The organism is Phaeodactylibacter sp., assembly GCF_022763345.1.
In the GTDB taxonomy this organism is placed as follows: Bacteria; Bacteroidota; Bacteroidia; order Chitinophagales; family Saprospiraceae; genus Phaeodactylibacter.
In genome coordinates, this window is sequence record NZ_JALEGS010000100.1 from 1 (window position 1) to 17,313 (window position 17,313).

The 17,313-nt window shown below is 52.4% G+C and carries 15 protein-coding genes; 8 read left to right on the top strand and 7 right to left on the bottom strand.

The window, feature by feature from the left end:
• On the top strand, positions 1-181 hold a 181-nt coding region (locus tag MRY86_RS24560; protein WP_293570043.1), incomplete at its 5' end, for a hypothetical protein.
• 239 nt (positions 182-420) lie between these two features.
• On the opposite strand, the gene MRY86_RS24565 is transcribed toward MRY86_RS24560, so the two are convergent.
• The gene (locus MRY86_RS24565) at positions 421-2,331 is read right to left on the bottom strand and encodes a YgiQ family radical SAM protein (RefSeq protein WP_293570042.1); all 1,911 of its coding nucleotides are present in this window, start codon (positions 2,329-2,331) and stop codon (positions 421-423) included.
• 281 nt (positions 2,332-2,612) lie between these two features.
• Here MRY86_RS24565 and MRY86_RS24570 point away from each other — a divergent pair, with 281 nt between their 5' ends.
• Both MRY86_RS24570 and MRY86_RS24575 read left to right on the top strand, forming a co-directional pair.
• On the top strand, positions 2,613-4,067 hold the full coding sequence (locus MRY86_RS24570) for an aldehyde dehydrogenase (protein ID WP_293570040.1): 1,455 nt from the start codon (positions 2,613-2,615) through the stop codon (positions 4,065-4,067).
• Positions 4,068-4,877: 810 nt separating this feature from the next.
• Entirely contained in the window at positions 4,878-5,894 is a 1,017-nt protein-coding gene (locus MRY86_RS24575; protein ID WP_293570038.1) for a tetratricopeptide repeat protein, read from the top strand.
• Between the two features lie 97 nt (positions 5,895-5,991).
• Here MRY86_RS24575 and MRY86_RS24580 read toward each other — a convergent pair whose 3' ends face one another.
• The 3 genes from MRY86_RS24580 to MRY86_RS24590 form a co-directional block, all read right to left on the bottom strand.
• Positions 5,992-6,636 carry a hypothetical protein gene (locus tag MRY86_RS24580; RefSeq protein WP_293570036.1) on the bottom strand — a complete coding sequence of 215 codons (645 nt, stop codon included), beginning with the start codon at positions 6,634-6,636 and terminating at the stop codon, positions 5,992-5,994.
• A gap of 132 nt (positions 6,637-6,768) precedes the next feature.
• Positions 6,769-7,227, bottom strand: a complete 459-nt coding sequence (locus MRY86_RS24585) for a hypothetical protein (protein WP_293570034.1) — start codon at positions 7,225-7,227, stop codon at positions 6,769-6,771.
• Between the two features lie 33 nt (positions 7,228-7,260).
• Entirely contained in the window at positions 7,261-7,662 is a 402-nt protein-coding gene (locus MRY86_RS24590) for a hypothetical protein (RefSeq protein ID WP_293570032.1), read from the bottom strand.
• Positions 7,663-7,753: 91 nt separating this feature from the next.
• Here MRY86_RS24590 and MRY86_RS24595 point away from each other — a divergent pair, with 91 nt between their 5' ends.
• The 5 genes from MRY86_RS24595 to MRY86_RS24615 all read left to right on the top strand — a co-directional run bounded on the left by MRY86_RS24595 (position 7,754) and on the right by MRY86_RS24615 (position 12,629).
• Positions 7,754-8,446 carry a DUF4412 domain-containing protein gene (locus MRY86_RS24595; protein WP_293570030.1) on the top strand — a complete coding sequence of 231 codons (693 nt, stop codon included), beginning with the start codon at positions 7,754-7,756 and terminating at the stop codon, positions 8,444-8,446.
• A gap of 27 nt (positions 8,447-8,473) precedes the next feature.
• Entirely contained in the window at positions 8,474-9,673 is a 1,200-nt protein-coding gene (locus MRY86_RS24600) for a parallel beta-helix domain-containing protein (RefSeq protein WP_293570028.1), read from the top strand.
• 9 nt (positions 9,674-9,682) lie between these two features.
• Positions 9,683-10,780 (top strand): SO2930 family diheme c-type cytochrome, encoded by a 1,098-nt coding sequence (locus MRY86_RS24605; RefSeq protein WP_293570026.1) that lies wholly within the window; start codon positions 9,683-9,685, stop codon positions 10,778-10,780.
• A 63-nt stretch (positions 10,781-10,843) separates the two neighbouring features.
• Positions 10,844-11,836 (top strand): hypothetical protein, encoded by a 993-nt coding sequence (locus MRY86_RS24610; RefSeq protein WP_293570024.1) that lies wholly within the window; start codon positions 10,844-10,846, stop codon positions 11,834-11,836.
• Between the two features lie 169 nt (positions 11,837-12,005).
• On the top strand, positions 12,006-12,629 hold the full coding sequence (locus tag MRY86_RS24615) for a hemolysin III family protein (RefSeq protein ID WP_293571996.1): 624 nt from the start codon (positions 12,006-12,008) through the stop codon (positions 12,627-12,629).
• Between the two features lie 129 nt (positions 12,630-12,758).
• Here the strand turns inward: MRY86_RS24615 and MRY86_RS24620 are convergent, their stop codons facing one another.
• The 3 genes from MRY86_RS24620 to MRY86_RS24630 are packed head-to-tail and all read right to left on the bottom strand — an operon-like array spanning position 12,759 to position 16,656.
• The gene (locus tag MRY86_RS24620) at positions 12,759-14,048 is read right to left on the bottom strand and encodes a hypothetical protein (RefSeq protein ID WP_293569753.1); all 1,290 of its coding nucleotides are present in this window, start codon (positions 14,046-14,048) and stop codon (positions 12,759-12,761) included.
• A gap of 27 nt (positions 14,049-14,075) precedes the next feature.
• Complete coding sequence (locus MRY86_RS24625) at positions 14,076-15,347, bottom strand: hypothetical protein (protein ID WP_293569751.1); 1,272 nt, start codon at positions 15,345-15,347, stop codon at positions 14,076-14,078.
• Between the two features lie 43 nt (positions 15,348-15,390).
• Positions 15,391-16,656 (bottom strand): carboxypeptidase regulatory-like domain-containing protein, encoded by a 1,266-nt coding sequence (locus tag MRY86_RS24630; protein WP_293569748.1) that lies wholly within the window; start codon positions 16,654-16,656, stop codon positions 15,391-15,393.
• Positions 16,657-17,313 lie beyond the last annotated feature (657 nt).

The following is a 17,313-nucleotide window of genomic DNA, read 5'->3' on the forward strand; positions in this document are numbered from 1 at the left end:
CCGAGCAACGCCTCTCTTGCGAAGCGAGTGCAAATGTAAAACGCTTTTCCCGTTCCCGCAAGCAACTTCTCTTTTTTTCTTAATCGGGGAAAGTCAGGTGGCGGCCATGATTTGGCGTATTCGGGCAGACTTGCATTATGGCCTCGCCGGAAGTGAAGGTTTTTTGGTGTTTGATCCGTAGTACAGCGCTTGAACGAGGAATAATTTTTTTGGCCGGGCACTTGCCTACACCTTATATATACAGTGTCCATTTAGGAAAGCCTGTGGCAGTGATGTGCAGCCCCCTGGCCCGAAGGGCTGAGCGAATAGCGAAGGGCGGAACGTAACGACCCGCTGCAGGCGGGTGCCACCCTACTGCTTGGAGCCCGACTACGTAGTATATTGAATTAGCATCATACCTTAATTGCAGCCTGCTGACCTCTACCGCCCGTACCGCTTCTTCCGCTTCCCCTTTTTTACTTCGCCCCGCTTTTTGACGTACTCTTTCTTCCGGAACTTCTTTTGGTCGTCGATGAGCTTCTCGATGAGGTCTTCCCGGCCGATGCTGATGAGCTTCTCGCGGATCTGTTTGTGGTTCTCCCGCTTGTGCCAGAAGAAAAACATGTGCTGCTGCCGTTTTTCCGTTTTACTCTTGGCTGTGTAGACCGGCTTGAGGGTGTAGGGGTGCACGCCGGTGTAATAGATGACCGTGGCAACTGTCATGGGGGTGGGTGTAAAATCCTGCACCTGCTCCAGCTTGAAGCCCATGTCTTTGGTTTCAGCCGCCAGGTTAGCCATGCTTTCCTCTTTGGAGCCCGGGTGGCTGGAGATAAAGTAAGGGATAAGCGGCTGATTAAGGCCGTGCTTTTTATTGATCGCGTCGTATTTCTTCTTGAACTCGTGGAAGTGCTTGAAGGAAGGCTTGCGCATGATCCGCAGGGTATCATCTGAGGTGTGCTCGGGAGCTACTTTGAGGCGGCCGCTGATGTGGCAGGTCACCACCTGCTCCATGTATTCGTCGAGGCTGCCATCGTTATTTTTGTTGTAACTGTCCACCAGCAGGTCGTAGCGGATGCCGCTGCCCACAAAGGCTTTTTTCACCTCAGGGTGGGCGTCCACTTTGCGGTAAAGCTCGGTCATAGGCTTGTGGCTCGTGTCCAGGTTAGAACAGACGACCGGATGGATGCAGGAAGGGGCCACACAGCGGTCGCAAATCTCCTGCACCTTGCCTTTCATCTTGTACATATTGGCGGAGGGGCCCCCAAGGTCGCTGATATAGCCTTTGAAGTCGGGCATCTTGGTGACTTGTTCCACCTCTTTGAGAATCGACTCCTCAGAACGGCTGGCGATGAACTTGCCCTGATGTGCAGAAATCGTGCAGAAGCTACAGCCCCCGAAGCAGCCGCGGTGCATATTGACCGAAAACCGGATCATCTCGTAGGCCGGGGGCGTCCCGCGCTTTTTGTACTTGGGGTGGGGCATGCGGGTGTAGGGCAGGTCGAAGGACTTGTCGATCTCTTCTTCCTCCATAGGTGGGTAGGGCGGATTGATGACGAGGGTCTTCCCATTAACCTCCTGAAGGATGCGCTTGGCCTGCACCTTATTGGACTGCTGCTCCACGTGTTTGAAATTGGCAGCGAAGGCCAGCTTGTCCCGCAGGCATTTCTCATGAGAATTGAGCCACAGATCGTCCCAGTTTTTATTTTTCGGCACCTGCTCCGGGTCCCGCTGTATGGCGGTTTGCAGCACTGTATCAATGGCATGGAAGGGCACTCCTTTTTGCAGCAGGCGCACGATCTCCCTAAGCGGCAGTTCGCCCATGCCATAAACGAGCATATCAGCCCCGCTCATTTCCAAAATGTTAGGGAAAAGCTTATCGGACCAATAGTCGTAGTGTGTAACACGGCGCAGGGAGGCCTCAATGCCACCGATGAGCACCGGCACGTCCGGATAGACCTGTTTGAGGGCTTTGGTATAGACCATAGTGGCGTAGTCGGGCCGGAAACCGGCAGCACCGCCCGGTGTGTAGGCATCCGTAGACCGGCGGCGGCGGGCAGCCGTGTAGTGGTTAACCATACTGTCCATGCAGCCGGAGGTGACGCCAAAGAACAAACGGGGCTTGCCCATCTTCTTAAAGTCGCGCAGGTCGTCCTGCCAGTTGGGCTGTGGTACGATAGCTACACGCAGGCCTTCGCTTTCCAGGATACGGCCGATAACGGCTGTGCCGAAAGCCGGGTGGTCTACATACGCATCCCCGGAGATGATAACCACGTCCAATTCATCCCACCCTCTTGCTTCCACTTCTGCCCGGGTGATGGGCAGCCACTCCGTTACAGGCCTATTGTCTAGCATGACCAGTTTTTTTTACTTGTGTCGATTCAATCTGCAAACATACAAAACCCTAACAATCAACAGGTAAAAAGGGGTCACTTATGGGGCTGAAAAATTCAGGTAAAGTGCGCGCAAAGGAAAAAAAGGCATAACTATGCCCGGTGAATTTACCGGTCTTTGCGAAAACCGCCACGTACGATGCGTGAAACACCCCCCGAAAGCACCAACCCGCAGCGGGAAAGGCACCAAAATCCAATACAATTGCCTATTTTCGGGAAGCGAAACCAACTAAAACCAAGCGCATGTCCGCCGAAAAGTACATCAAGAACTATATTAATGGTGCCCTTGTGCCCGCAGTGGCCGGTGACTACCTGGAGAACCTAACGCCCTCCACAGGAGAAGTGTACAGCTATCTTCCGGATTCTGGCCCGGCGGATGTCGATCAGGCCGTTAAAGCTGCTCAGGAAGCCTTCCCTGGCTGGTCCAATGCGGAGCCCCGTACCCGTTTTCGGCTGATGATGCGCATCGCTGACATCATAGAACAAAACCTGGAGGTTTATGCCAAAGCCGAAGCCCTGGACAGTGGCAAGCCTTTCACCATGTCGAGTACGGTGGACATTCCAAGAGCGCAGTCCAATTTTCGCTTTTTTGCGACAGCCGCCCTGCAATTCGGGTCCGAAAGCCACCACATGGCCGGAAGTGCCATCAACTACACCCTGCGTCAGCCCCTTGGCGTAGTCGGTTGCATATCGCCCTGGAACCTGCCGCTCTACCTGTTCACCTGGAAAATTGCGCCCGCACTAGCTGCTGGCAATACGGTCGTAGCCAAACCTTCAGAACTGACGCCCATGACCGCCTTCCTCCTGTCCCAGGCCTGCATTGAAGCCGGGCTGCCTGCAGGGGTGCTAAATATTGTGCACGGTCTTGGCCCTAAAGCCGGGCAAGCCATTGTAGAACACCCCGGAACCAAGGCTATTTCCTTTACCGGAGGGACGAAGACCGGGCAGCATATTGCCCGCACGGCCGCGCCTATGTTCAAGAAGCTCTCTTTGGAGCTCGGTGGCAAAAACCCCAACATTATCTTTGCAGACTGTGACTTCGACGAGATGATAGTGCAAACCCTGCGTTCCTCTTTTTCTAATAATGGGCAGATTTGCCTGTGCGGTTCCCGCGTTTATGTACAACGGCCAATCTACGAACGCTTTCGGGACGAGCTGGTTAAACGCACCCAATTCCTGAAAGTCGGGCCGCCCCTAGCCAAGGACACAGACCTGGGCGCGCTGGTTTCCAAAGCCCATATGGAAAAGGTACAGTCTTACCTCAGCCTGGCCGAAGTGGAAGGCGGGAAAATCCTCTGCGGCGGCACCCCAGTCAATCCGGGTGGCATTTATGAGCATGGATACTATCTGCGGCCGGCAATTGTAGAAGGGCTGCCTATCGACTGCCGTACCAATCAGGAAGAAATTTTTGGCCCCGTAGTCAGCATTGCTCCGTTCGACACCGAAGCGGAGGCTTTGGAACTAGCCAATGGCACCCCTTATGGCCTATCTGCCACGCTTTGGACGCAGGATGTAAGCCGGGCACACCGAATGGCGGAACAGTTGCAGGCAGGCATCGTATGGGTCAATTGCTGGATGTTGCGCGACCTGCGCACCCCATTTGGGGGAATGAAGCAGTCCGGTGTGGGGCGCGAAGGGGGGCAGGAAGCACTGCGTTTCTTTACAGAGCCTAAAAACGTTTGTGTGAAGTACTACTAAACTGGCGGTATTTTTCACTCCCGGAGCTAACCTAACAAGGTGCTTGCAGAAAATGTGGAAAGCGGGGGCTTTATCCACACGTTTTCCACACCCCGGAAAGCTGAGTATCCTAGAATCTGGCAAAAAAATTCTATTCGCCCAGCGGACGGCCCTGTCAAATATTTTTCCAGGTGCCCGGTCCATGCTAGCATATGTATTAAGCTTTGAGCGCCAATACCTGTTAAGGTATTTCAGGCTTTGTGGCCAGGTATTCAAAATTTGCCAGGGAAGCTTGCCTTTCCGGCAAAAAAATGCCATCTTTGAATATTAGATGGCGTTGTTAAAAATTTTCCATCCGAAACATAATCCGATCCAGATTGGGGGTACCGCCTCCCTTCCGGTGGAACTGAGAAGACGCGCAGCATGAGTCCTATAGCCATTCATAGCTGAGGGCAGCAGCTGCTTACCCCAATTTGCTTAAAGCTTATCAAGATTCCCCTTCGTACCTACGGAGGGCTACTTGAAAGGCGACCTTTCACTATGGGATGTATTTCCCCTACGGAGAAGTGCACAATACAATCTACTTAGCCTGTAGCTGAACAGTCTTACAAAGACAGCAGCCAGTACAACCTCAAACCGAATTACCCCCCTATTGCTCCTGCATGGAGTGCCCGGGGTAACCTAGGTTGAGCGATTTTATCCGCGGTGGTGGTTTCCGGAGAAGTCCGGATCAGCAGTGCTACCTCGGAAAAAGGTTACATCGTCCACAGCGGATGATGTCCCGATACTAAAGGAATTAACTACAACAGAGGATATCAAAAGGCAGCAGCAATGACTTACAAAGCTATTTTTTCCGGTCACTTCGAGTTCGGTACCGAGCGTAGCTACCAGAAAATGGTAGACATGTTCGAGCACCGCTCTGAAAACTACTACCGCAACGCCATCTTACTCAATGGCGAAGAGGTCTTCGATGAGGAGTCTCAATCGCTCCACGTGCCCCGGCATATCGCCCCGGCCGCAACATCCAAAGAGTGGAACAACACGATTAACATTCTGAAATTTGTGGCAGACTATGCGATTGCCGGCAGTTTCAGCGCGTGGATGGTCAATGAAGGGAAGGTGGTCAAACACCACTTCATCGAACCTAACAGCGACAAAGCAGCGGTGCAGGCTTTCCTTAAGGGCCGGGAACTGGTTCAGGAAGAGGGCCGGGAAAAGGAAGCCATGAAAGCCCTCAGCCGGGCTATCGACAAGTACGAACGCCATGCCAAGGCCTACGAACGCCGTGGTTTTGTGAATCAGCAGCTGCGCAACTACGAAGATGCCATATACGATTACTCCAAGAGTATCGATATTAACCCGAATGCAGCAGAGCCTTACCTTGGCCGGGCATTGGTTTACATCGTCAAAGAAGACTACGCCTCAGCTGCTGCTGACCTGGTGATGGCCATTAAGGGCTCTATCCCTTTGCAGCCGATGTTCTGGCAATCCCGCCGCATCAAGGGGGAGTGCCACCTGAAGCTTAAGCAGTGGGATAAAGCAGAATTCGAACTGAAATTTGTTACCAAACGTCAATTCACAGAAGATGATCCCAATTACAAGTGGCGTAAACGGGCTCTGTGTAATTACGGCATCGCCCTCTTCGAACAGCAAAAGTACCAAGACGCACTAAAGGCATTCGACGGTGCCCTTAGCATCGATACCGGGCTGGAAGTCCCACAATCCGAACTGTTGCTCTACCGGGGCATGACCCTTCAGCAACTCGGCGAATCGGGGTTTCAACAGGCCTGGGAGGAAGCCGCTAACTATGGATCTGAGCGGGCTGCTGAATTGCTGCAGGCGATTTAGAAAAGCCTTTTCCTGCGCCTTTTTAATGTCTTCTTCGTAAGCCTGGTGTTCTGCAATAAAAGAGCACCAGGCTTTTTTAGTCTTGCTACATCCTTCCTTACAATCGGTAACCTAGTCCAAGCCGGAGTTGCCGGAGTCCCAACCAATCTATTTCAAAGTTAGTCAGCGTTCGTTGCTGCTCCGGCAGACCGGGATTGTGGGAATAAGAGCGATTCAGGGCATAGGTAAAATTCACAAGTCCCACACTCAAGTCTAAAAATAAGCGAGGCCGGAGCGGCACCTCAAAGTGCGATACGAAATCCATTCCAAGCCCTACGCGGTTCCGGTCATTACGGAAACGACCAATAGTCGTTGGCATTTCTTCTCTGTGCTGATAAAAGACCTGCCATGCACCTCCCACACGGAGCCGTACCTCCTCTAGAATCTTTTTGCGGATATAAACGCCATATTCGTACCTCAGATGTACCTGCCGCAGCTGCTGCGTATATTCGGGCAAATCATTTTCACCGCCATAGTAGCCTAGCTCGAGCTCCTGTACTTTTGCCCCCTTTGCAGTAGATAATGCTAACGAGAAAGGACCGACGTCAAAACCTTTAGGCGATCGTGGCCAGTAAGTATGCCAACGGGAATTAAGTACGTAGGCGCTGCCATACACCCGGGCCTCATAGGTGCGGGCAGGCGTATCTTGCCCGAATAAGGGGCTGATTAAACAAAGTAATGGCAACCAAAGGTAACTTTTCATAAGCGCGTATTTAAATTGAACGAATGGGCTGCAAAATACTATTTTTTTATTTCTGAAGCTTCAAAGAATGGCCGCTGAGTATGGGCAAATACAGCCCGCCCGGACTAATCCACATGGATGAATTGCAGCGTGTCATACCGGTGCCTGCCATGGCTTGGGCTTTAAGCTTTGTTCCAGATGACCCCAGCAATGTACCCGGGCAGGTACAAGGGGCACTTCTTGATAGCCCGCATATTCCGTCTCGTACTCCAAAAAGGCACAGCGCGGACAGTGCATACAATCCTGAATGACGTTGGCAAAAGCCTGCCCCTCCCGGTAACCGGAGCGCCATCGCCGCTTGCCCAGTGGGCAATCAGTGGTCAGGTACTGATGGTAGCCTTTGTACAAGCGGTGTTTGACCGGCCGGGCAATCGCCATTTTGCGCAAGCGGAACTCAGCCCGCTGCTGCGCCGGATTGAACAGCCACTTTTTATAGCCCGTCCCCTGCTGCAATTCGTACTCAAATGCCCGTATATCGGGTGGCCTGCTGCTGCCCTTCAGCACCGCTTCGTACAACGGCAGCGCATCAATTTCCAGGGCTGGCAGGCCCAACTTCCGGAGTTTTTGTTGCTTGCGGGGCGGGGCCTAATGGGTGACGGCGACCTCCAGCAACAGGGCGCGCTGCCCTTTACGCAGGATAAGGTCCGGATAAAGCTGCCCGACATAAGGCTCTTCCTCCACCCTATCGTACTTGAACAAATAAGGCTGAAAGTAAGCCGCCGACTGCCGGTGCAGGTACAGAGCGGGCACTACGATGCTGTGCCTTGCCCGAAAGAAGGCTTTGATACGTAAATGCAGGCCCGTTTCCAGCCCATGGGCACAGTCTGCCCCTTTGTAGTGCGCAAAATGGTGGGCGTGTTTGTCTCCCTTTTTAGCAACCATCGGTGCACCACAGGCTAAGCAGGTACAACCGCAAGACAAGCCACGGGGGACTTCATCAATACTTACAATCTGATGATTGCGAAGAGCGAAAGGTAAAGCGCGCATTTTTTACAACAAAATACACACGTTATCAAATAAATGCAACTCCCAAACCGTCATATTTCTTGTATCTTTAAGCAAAATCAAAAATCGAAACATGCGTATTTTATTCGTATTACTGTTCGCAGTGAGCACATTGACACTAAGCCAGGCACAGGAAATTTTTCAAGGAACCCTGGAGTACAGCTACAAGCTTAATGCAGAGGGAGAAGAAGCTGGCATGATGGCCGCCTTTATGCCCGAAAAGATGATTACCCGCTATGGCGACAACCAAATGGCCACCGAAATGGTAGGCGGCATGGTGGCGAACATGATGGGGCGTATTATCGTGAACAACGGTCAGTCCTATGTGGTCAAGGATAGTGAAAAAACCATTTTCGAAATGTCAGAAGATGATATGGAAGAAGGGCAGGAGGCATTTGCCAATCAGGAGCAGGCCAAAAAGGTAGCCGGCGAGACCATGGAAATTCTTGGCTATACCTGCCATAAATATGTTCTTGCCATGGCTAACGACGAGGGCGGAAAAACCGAACAGGTGATCTGGGCGACAGATGCTTTTAAGGCGCCCCAGCTATCCGTACCTAATCAGGGCAATGTGTCGGCAACTGGCTTCTTCGGCTCCTCTAATATCGAGGGACTACCGATGCGGATTGAAATTGCCACGCCTGGAGTCGAAGGCGGGCTGATCATGGAAGTGGTCAAACTGGATAATACGCCCGTTGAGGCCTCCTACTTCGAAAAGCCCGAAGGTTATACGGTAAAACCTATGTCTGAAATGATGAAGTTCTAGTATCTCCTGCCCTAACCCAGTTCAACCATGAGATCCTATTATTCCTTACTATACCTCGCTGCGCTCCTGTGGCTGAGCTCCTGTAGCCCGGCACCACAGGAGGCCGCGCCCGGTGAAATCGCTACCGATTTATACCAAACCCTGCAGGAACAATTGATCACCGCTGAGCCGGGAAGTGTAGTTGAAATCCCTGCCGGTACTTTTGAATTTGACCGCCCGCTTTCGCTCGATGGCATTCCCAATGTCACCATCCGTGGTGCGGGCATAGATGCCACTGTGCTCTCCTTCCGGTACCAAAAAACTGGAGCTGAAGGACTACGCGTAACCGCAGATTCGGTCACGCTTGAAGGGTTCACAATTCTGGATACGAAGGGAGATGCCATCAAACTGCAGGACTGCAACGGCATTACCATCCGCAATGTCAAAACATCCTGGCGGGGCGGTGCTGACGAATCCAATGGCGGTTACGGTCTTTACCCGGTCTCAAGCCGGGATGTCCTTATTGAAAACTGTGAGGCCAGCTATGCTTCCGATGCGGGTATTTATGTAGGCCAATGCACCAACGTGGTCGTCCGCAACTGCTACGCCCATGAGAACGTAGCGGGCATAGAAATTGAGAACTGCACCCACGCTGAGGTCTACAGCAACCGGTCGGAGCAAAACACCGGCGGCATCCTGATCTTCGACCTGCCCGAGCTGCCCGCAGGCAATGGCCGGGACTGCAAAGTGCATGACAACGACATCATTGAGAACAACCACGCCAACTTTGCCCCTGAAGGCAATATTGTAGGGATTGTCCCGCCCGGTACCGGCATCATTCTACTCGCAGCTAAGAAGGTGGAGGTGTACAACAACCGAATTATCGGGCACAAAACCATTGGCACGGCCGTAGCCAGCTATTACATTACGGAGAACCCCTGGGAGGATAAAAATTACGACCCCTATTCCTACGACATCCGTATCCACGGCAACACCTACGAGCGCAAACGCGCCATGCCGGACCTCAGCAAGGATTTTGGAAAGATGGTCAACTATCTGTTTCCCGGCAAGCCACAGGACATTCTCTACGATGGCATTGTGGATGATACCCGCAGCGGCTCCAACCCAATGAACCTCTGCATTGATCAGCCCGGGTCTGATCTGCGGTTTGCGAATGTGGATGCGGCCAATGACTTTGAGGAGGTACAACAGGACGTCTCGGCTTATACTTGTGCCCCTAAAGGATAAAACCCAGTGATGATGCGCCTTTTTCGCTACAGTCTGTACTGCCTGATGCTCACAGCTCTGTTGTGGCAGTGCCATATCGCCCCCGGGATTGTGGGAGCCGTACAGTTTGACCCGACCGCTGCCCCCTACCCCAAGCTGTCTGACTATGCCTTTTTCCAGGCATTGAGCCCGAATGGAGCCGTGCCCAATGCCGGTGTGCTCCCTTACGAGCCGATCACGCCCCTCTTTACTGACTATGCCCACAAGGCCCGCTATGTTTGGATGCCGGACAGCGTGCAGGCCACGGTAGATGCCGATGGCCGCATTCTTTTCCCGGACCATACCGTGCTGATCAAGACCTTCTACTACCCGGCTGATTTTGCCCGCCCTGACCAGGACTGGGACCTGATCGAAACCCGTTTGCTCATGAAGCGGGATGGCGAATGGGATGCCTACACCTACGTCTGGAATGACAAGGATATAGAAGCGGAGCTCAACCTCGTGGGTGATTTTAAACCCGTCAGCTGGGCCGATGAACAAGGCCTCGCCCGGACGGTGGAGTATGTGGTACCGAATAAAAACCAGTGCAAAAGCTGCCACAATCAGAATAAAAAGCTGCTGCCCATCGGTCCTAAGGCACGCAACCTGAACGCAGCCCTGACTTACCCCGATGGCATAACGGTCAATCAGTTGGAACGCTGGCAGTCCGACGGCAAGCTTACGGCAGGAGACTGGGCGGCGCAATTTGCCCCACTGACAGACTGGGACGACCCCAAATCAGGTAATATAGCGGATCGTGCCCTGGCCTATCTTGAGGTCAACTGCGGGCATTGCCATCATCCGGAAGGGCCCGCCCACACCACCGGGCTTTATCTTGGCACCGACTTTCAGGGGTATCCGGCACAGTTGGGAATTTGCAAATCGCCTGTAGCAGCCGGCAAAGGCTCCGGTGGGCGGCAATTTGGTATTCAGCCGGGGCAACCTGATTCGTCTATTCTGTTGTACCGTATGGAAGCCGAAGACCCTGGGGTGATGATGCCCGAAATTGGCCGGGCCGTGCCTCACAAGGAAGGCATTGCGCTGGTACGAGAGTGGATTGAAGGACTGGAGGGGGACTGTAAAGAGTAAAGCAAAATTTCGGCAACAGAACAACGCTGCCCGTTTTGCTTTCTATAGCAAAGCCTTTTCTATTTGAGCCAGCTCCGTACCAGCAATGACCGCGCTATGTGCATCACCCGCCGCAAATACGGTCGGGGATTTCAATATTTTGACGAACAGGGGGAGAAAATCACCGACACTAAAGTACTGCGCCGTTTCCGCAAGTTAGTCATTCCCCCCATGTGGGCAGAAGTGAAAATCTGCAAATGGCCAGACGGGCATATTCAGGCTACAGGGCGTGACCCAAAAGGGCGTAAACAGTACATCTACCACAGCACCTGGGAACAACAGCAGCAGCAGCAAAAATTCAACCGGATGAAAGCCTTTGGGCTGGCCTTGCCCGACTTACGGCGCTCCTGCCAGGAAAAGGTAGCAACAAACACCAAATGGACAAGGGAAAAAGTGCTCTCATTAATGCTTTTGATCCTGGATGAGACCGGCATCCGCATTGGCAATCAGGAGTATGCCGAGCGCAATGACACTTACGGGCTTTCCACCCTGCGCCGTAAGCATCTCACGATAGCCCATGACCAGGTTAGGTTTGAATATCAGGGAAAGTCCGGAAAAAAGCGGCGGGTAGCCGTTGAAGAAATCCGGCTGGCTGCTCATATCCGTGAAGCCGCTGAATTACCGGGCTACGAGATCTTCCGTTACCAAAACGGGCACCGAAGCTGGGAGAATGTAGATAGCGATGACGTCAACACCTTCATCCGCAAAAAAATGGGCCCCGATTTTTCTAGCAAAGATTTCCGAACCTGGGCGGCCAGCCGGCTGGCTGTAGCCTATTTTCCGGAGGCCCGGTCCCGCAAGCAGCAACGCCCACGTCAAAAACTAATGAACATTCTGCTCCGTCTGGTTGCCAAAGAGCTGGGCAACACCCCTGCCGTTTGCCGTACGCATTATGTTCACCCGGCTGTACTTGCTGTAGTACAAGAAGGAACGCTCCCCGCGCCCACAGGTATTCCAAAGCCTCAGGCACCACATGCCCACTCCCGGGCCGAACGGATACTCCTGGACCTAATCTGACAGGGCCTGGGCTATTCCTGGCTTTTATCCAGACTAAAAGGGGGCGCCCTCCAAGAGGGCAGTCATCTCTTGGCTTTAGTGCGTCTTCATATGGCCCTGCAACCAAGAAAATATTTCCCGGAGGCATATCCTTTCCGCACCGTAAGCGTTACTCTTATAAAAAACGACCATGACCGCCACTCCCCTGCAGGAAGAACGCGCCAACACCCTCACACATGCCTTCGGATTATTGCTGGGGATCGTCGCCGTACCGGCTCTTCTTGTGAATCAATACGGCGCTGTACCGGCTCGGGAATGGCTGAGTATGCTGGTCTTTGGATTCACCCTGTTACAAGTTTACGCAACGTCAACCATATATCATGCCGTTACCGGAGCGCGCTGGAAGTACCGACTGCGGGTGCTCGACCACATCAGCATTTACTTCCTCATTGCGGGCACACATACGCCACTGCTCGTGCATTACCTGCCGGGGGAGAGCGGGCGTTTCTACCTCATTGTAATTTGGGCAATGGCGTTTTCGGGCCTGATCTACAAGCTGTTTTTCTTTGGGCGCTGGGAATGGCTGTCGGTGGCTTTCTACCTCGTGATGGGCTGGATGGGCGCGCTCACCATTCCGGAGATGGCGCAGGAGATGTCCGCCCCTACCTTTTATGGGGTCATCCTCGGCGGTGTTTCCTATACCCTGGGCGTTGTTTTTTATGCCTGGCACCGGTTGCCCTACCACCACGCTATTTGGCACCTCTTTGTCATCGGTGGCACAGCAGGGCACTTTTGGGCGATCGCAGCAATGTAGGTACAGTATCAGGACGCCCGGCGAAAGAAGTGCGCCGGGCGATAACGCCGGGGGCTCTCCTTTCCCCCGGCGTTATCCGTGCCTGCCCAAAAAGTAAAACACACGTGTAAAGGCCCGGCCTCTGCTTCCCTAATCCGTCACCGCAGTACCATTCACATCTCCAAGCTTAATCGCAACAAAGTTCAGGTCTGTGAATAAAGTAGGAAAAGGGGCGGTTAGCTGTATCGACTCCGGCAACGGTTCAAACCAGGGGTTCGACGGGTCAGGAAAAGTATACGCCGCCGGAATATAGCGCCAGCTGGAAGCATTGCTCAGCGAGTCGGAAATACCAAGAAATATTTTTTGCATACTTATCAGGTCTGAAACGGAAATACTTCCGGAGCCATTAACATCAGCTGCGATGCGTTTATAAGGGCCAGGCAGGGGGTTGATGCCTGCCAGGTGGTCCGCTACGATGATGACATCAGAAACACTAACACCATTGGTATAATCCGTAGGGCTGAGGGGAGCAACCGTAGCCGTATCCGACTGCGCGAAAGCCAGGAAATCGAAATAGCCCAGGGCATCAGCATAGCCCAAATCATCTTCAAAGCCCTGTAACTCCAACGCATTAAATGCCAGCGGATCCCCTTCTTCTGTAGCGATCAGCCCCTGCAGGGTAAAAGCGCCCTCGGTACACAGATAGTTGTTGTCTAGTACCAGAATGTAGGTTTCGCAAACACTGCTATTTCCTGCTGCGTCAAATGCCCATACCTGAAGAATCACCGTACCTACATCTTCGCAGTTGAGTTGCAGGTGGCCCTGATCAGGATCTACGGGCTCCCCTACCTTATTGATGGCATATTTTATGGGCAGAGAACAATCCGCTGTGATCGGTTCATGGACAAAGTCTGACGCATAAATCATAGCTTCACCATTGCCGTAAGAAAGGCTGTCGTTATCCGAATCACCAGGCTCAAGCAGTACTGCTATGCCGTTAAGACAAATTACAGGTTCATCAAGACTACAATCGGCTACCGAAAAGGGCAAGATTGCCGTAGCTGTATCTGCACAGGCATTCACCACTATTATCTCAAAATTGTGGTCTCCGATTGGGTAATCACCACTTAGAGTAAAGTTGGGAAAATCACCAGTCAGTGCCTCAGGTACAGGAACTGGCGCGCCAGCGTTATCCAGATCCAGGAATACTTGTATGCTCAATCCATCCGGCGTGCAGTCGGTCGACAATTCAAAATCATAACTTACAAATGCAGAGCAATTACCTTCGAAATCTGCGCAAACTTGAGGAATCGTATCAAAAGCGATGCTCAGGGACTGGACCTTATCCGGAACAGCATGAGCCGGATGGACGCTTGTAGTGAACACCAAGCAGCATAAAAATATAAAACGAAGGACAGGGTTTAGGGTTACGGAGTTCATGGTTATAATGGTTGATTAAGCGGATTTTTATTGCAGTTGGGCATCCCCATTCACATCCCCGGTTTTGATGGCGACGAAATCACCATCTGCTACACTTGTAACCGGAAGGCCCTGAATACTGATGGACTCAGGGAAGGCCTCTGCCCAGGGATTAGCAGGATCAGGAAAGAGGTAAGATGCATCCACGAAGCGCCAGCTGCTGACGCTGCCGAAGCCCGTGTCTACACCGAGGATCATCTTCCGGAGCTTAATGATATCGAGGGTCGTAATATGCCCGGAGCCGTTGGTGTCTGCGGCGATGCGCTTGTAAGGGCTGCCCAGGGGCTGCACGCCCAGAATGTGCTGGCTGATCAGAATCAAATCAAGGGTAGAAATGCCATTGAGGGGCGCATCGTCCAATGCCGGCCTTACCATATAGTTACCGTTTTGCGCCAGGTTGTTAAAAACGTAAGCTCCATCAGACTGTGTAAGGTAATCTTCAGCAGCATCTCCGGTGAGGGTGACCCCTACGTCCATAACGGGTTCCCCATCTTCTGTTTGAATGGCACCAGCTATTAGCGGGGGCACATTGCCTTCACAGGGGTAGCTACCCTGAGTAAAGCCCAAAAAGTAGGTAAGGCAGGAACTGCTGTTGCCGGCGCCATCATAGGCATGCAGCTCAAGCACAATGGTGCCGTCATGTTCGCAGTCCAGCAAAATGGAATCCTGGTCCGGGTCCACGGCCTCTCCTTCCACATTAATGGAATAGCTGACTGGCGGAGTACAGTCTTGCACGGCTTGCGCCAAAAAGTCCTCGTAAGAAATGTAAGACTGCACCTCATAGGGCTCACCTGTTTCCTGATCTATTTCAACCTGAACTATTTCAAAGACCTGCCCTGCAACACAAAGAGGAGTACCTACAGCACAGTCGGTTACCTCAAAGGGCAATACGGTGGATTGGACATTCCCGCAGCCATCGTCCACCACCACCTCAAAACTGTGCTGCCCAGGGGGATAGTCGCCGCTCAGGCTGAAGGCCGGGTAAGAACCGCTCAGCGCATTGGTGATTGGGATAAGGCTGCCATCATTGAAGATATTAAGAAAGGCATCGACCTGCAATTGCCCAAAAGGGCAGTCCACCCCCACCTGAAAATCATAAGTTACAGCAGCCGTACAGTTGACAGAATCGTCCAGGCATTGGACCGGAAGCGGATCGAATGTGATCGAAACAGGCGCTTCTTGCGCCCTCAAACCGGCAGGCAGGCCTAACAGCCCCGCCAGGAAAACAAAAAATAGATTTATTGTACTTCGAGTTGTCATATCATGGGGTGGTTTTGTAGGAAAAAACGGTTCACTTACTTGTTTACAATTCCGTCTCTGCATCTCCATTCACATCTCCAATTTTGATGGCGATGAAATCATTACCGATGCTTACAGCAGTAGCTAAGTCATTGATATTAATCCCCTCCGGAAAGGTCTCTTCCCACGGGTTAGCCGGATCAGGGAAAACATAGGCGGCATCCACGAAACGCCAGCTGCTGACGTTGTCAAAGGTGGATTCGATACCAAGGATCATGCGGCGGAGCTGAATGAGGTCAAGGGTTGAGATATGACCGGACCCATTAGTATCGGCAGCAATGCGCTTATAGGGGCTATCCAGAGGTTGCAAGCCGAGGATGTGCTGGCTGATCAGGATCATATCCAAAGTGGAGACGCCATTTAAATGAGCCTCGTCGTATTGAGGGGTCACCGTGTAGTCGAATCCGGCGGAGACATTGGGCAGTGAGTATGCTCCATTTTCATTGGTCGTTTGTACTTCAGACGCCTGCCCTGACAGGGCTACAGGCACACCCGCAACGGGCTCCCCATCCTCGGTCATCACCCGCCCGTTGATGCTGCCAAAGAAGTCGCCCTCACAAAGATAGCCGGAGTTATTCTGCACCAACACGAAAGCTACACAGCTACTGCTGTTCCCTAAAGCATCCTGCGCATGCAACTCCAGCACTTGTGTGCCTTCACGCTCACAGCCCAATAGTATAGAGTCCTGTTCCGGGTCAACAGCCTCTCCTTCAAAGTTGATGGAGTAGGTGACCGGCGGGGTGCAGTCGAACACAGGCTGTTCCAAAACATCCTGATAGGACAGGTAAGCCTGTGGACCTGTCTCTAAGCCAGTTTCATAATCCAGCATTAACTCGACCAGGAGACCAATGTTACATGCCGGGGTGCTTATCCCACAATCTGTTACTTCGAAGGGCAATACGGCAGTCTGAGTATTCCCGCAGCCATCGTCCACCACCACCTCAAAGCTGTGCTGCCCAAGGGGATAGCTACCGCTCAGGCTGTAAGCCGGGTAAGAACCGCTAAGCGCATTGGCAATTGGGATAAGGCTGCCATCATTGAAGATATTGAGGAAGGCATCGACCTGCAATTGGCCAAAAGGGCAGTCTACGCCCACCTGGAAATCATAGGCTACAGCGGCTGTGCAGTTGACGGTATCGTCTATGCAAGTTGCTGGCAAGGGATCAAAAGTGAAACTTATGGCGTCCTGTGCAATCAGATGGAGCGGCGTGAGAAACAGCAGCCAGCAGAGGCTGCAATAGAATAGGTTTAGTGTCTTTTGAGTCGTCATTTCATGGGATTAGTGGTACAAAGCACCGGTTGAGAAAATGTTTGCGCGCAGGTTTGTTCAGAGATATGGACACTTTGCAGGTGGGCTCAAGATAAGGGTTTTGTGTGATAGTTGCAGGAGTGCAGACCGGAAACTAGAGCAAACGCACCAAAAGTTGAATGGGATTGGAGCACGTTTGGAACATGTCGCGGAACACGTTAGAGCGGGTGGCGGCTGCCGAAATTGCATGTTCGACGGAGGAGTTTGCGAATTTCTAGCGTTTTTGTTCACTTTTTGGTCCCGGTAAACCGGGAAAAAAGTGAAAGCCCGCCCATACGGGCCCGTACGCGGCTGGCTTGAGGCAAAGAACAGACTAAATCGTCATGCCTAAGAGCCTTCATCGCCCCTTTTCATGAAAACTTAGTTTGGTGCGTTTGCCCTAACCGGAAACTGTGCATAACAAATTGCACTACTTGAATAGCCTGGCAGCATTCGTGGATAAGCTGGAGCAGAGCGGGAAGCTCTACCCCAGCAGCTATCGCGCTTAAATGCAGAGGGTTCCACCCCTAGTATTGATAGCCGATTGTCACTTTCTGTTTTGTGCAATTTGTTATGAATACGACCGGAAACTGTCTGTAAGGCACCATGCAAATAAAAAGCCGGGTACCCCAGGCACCC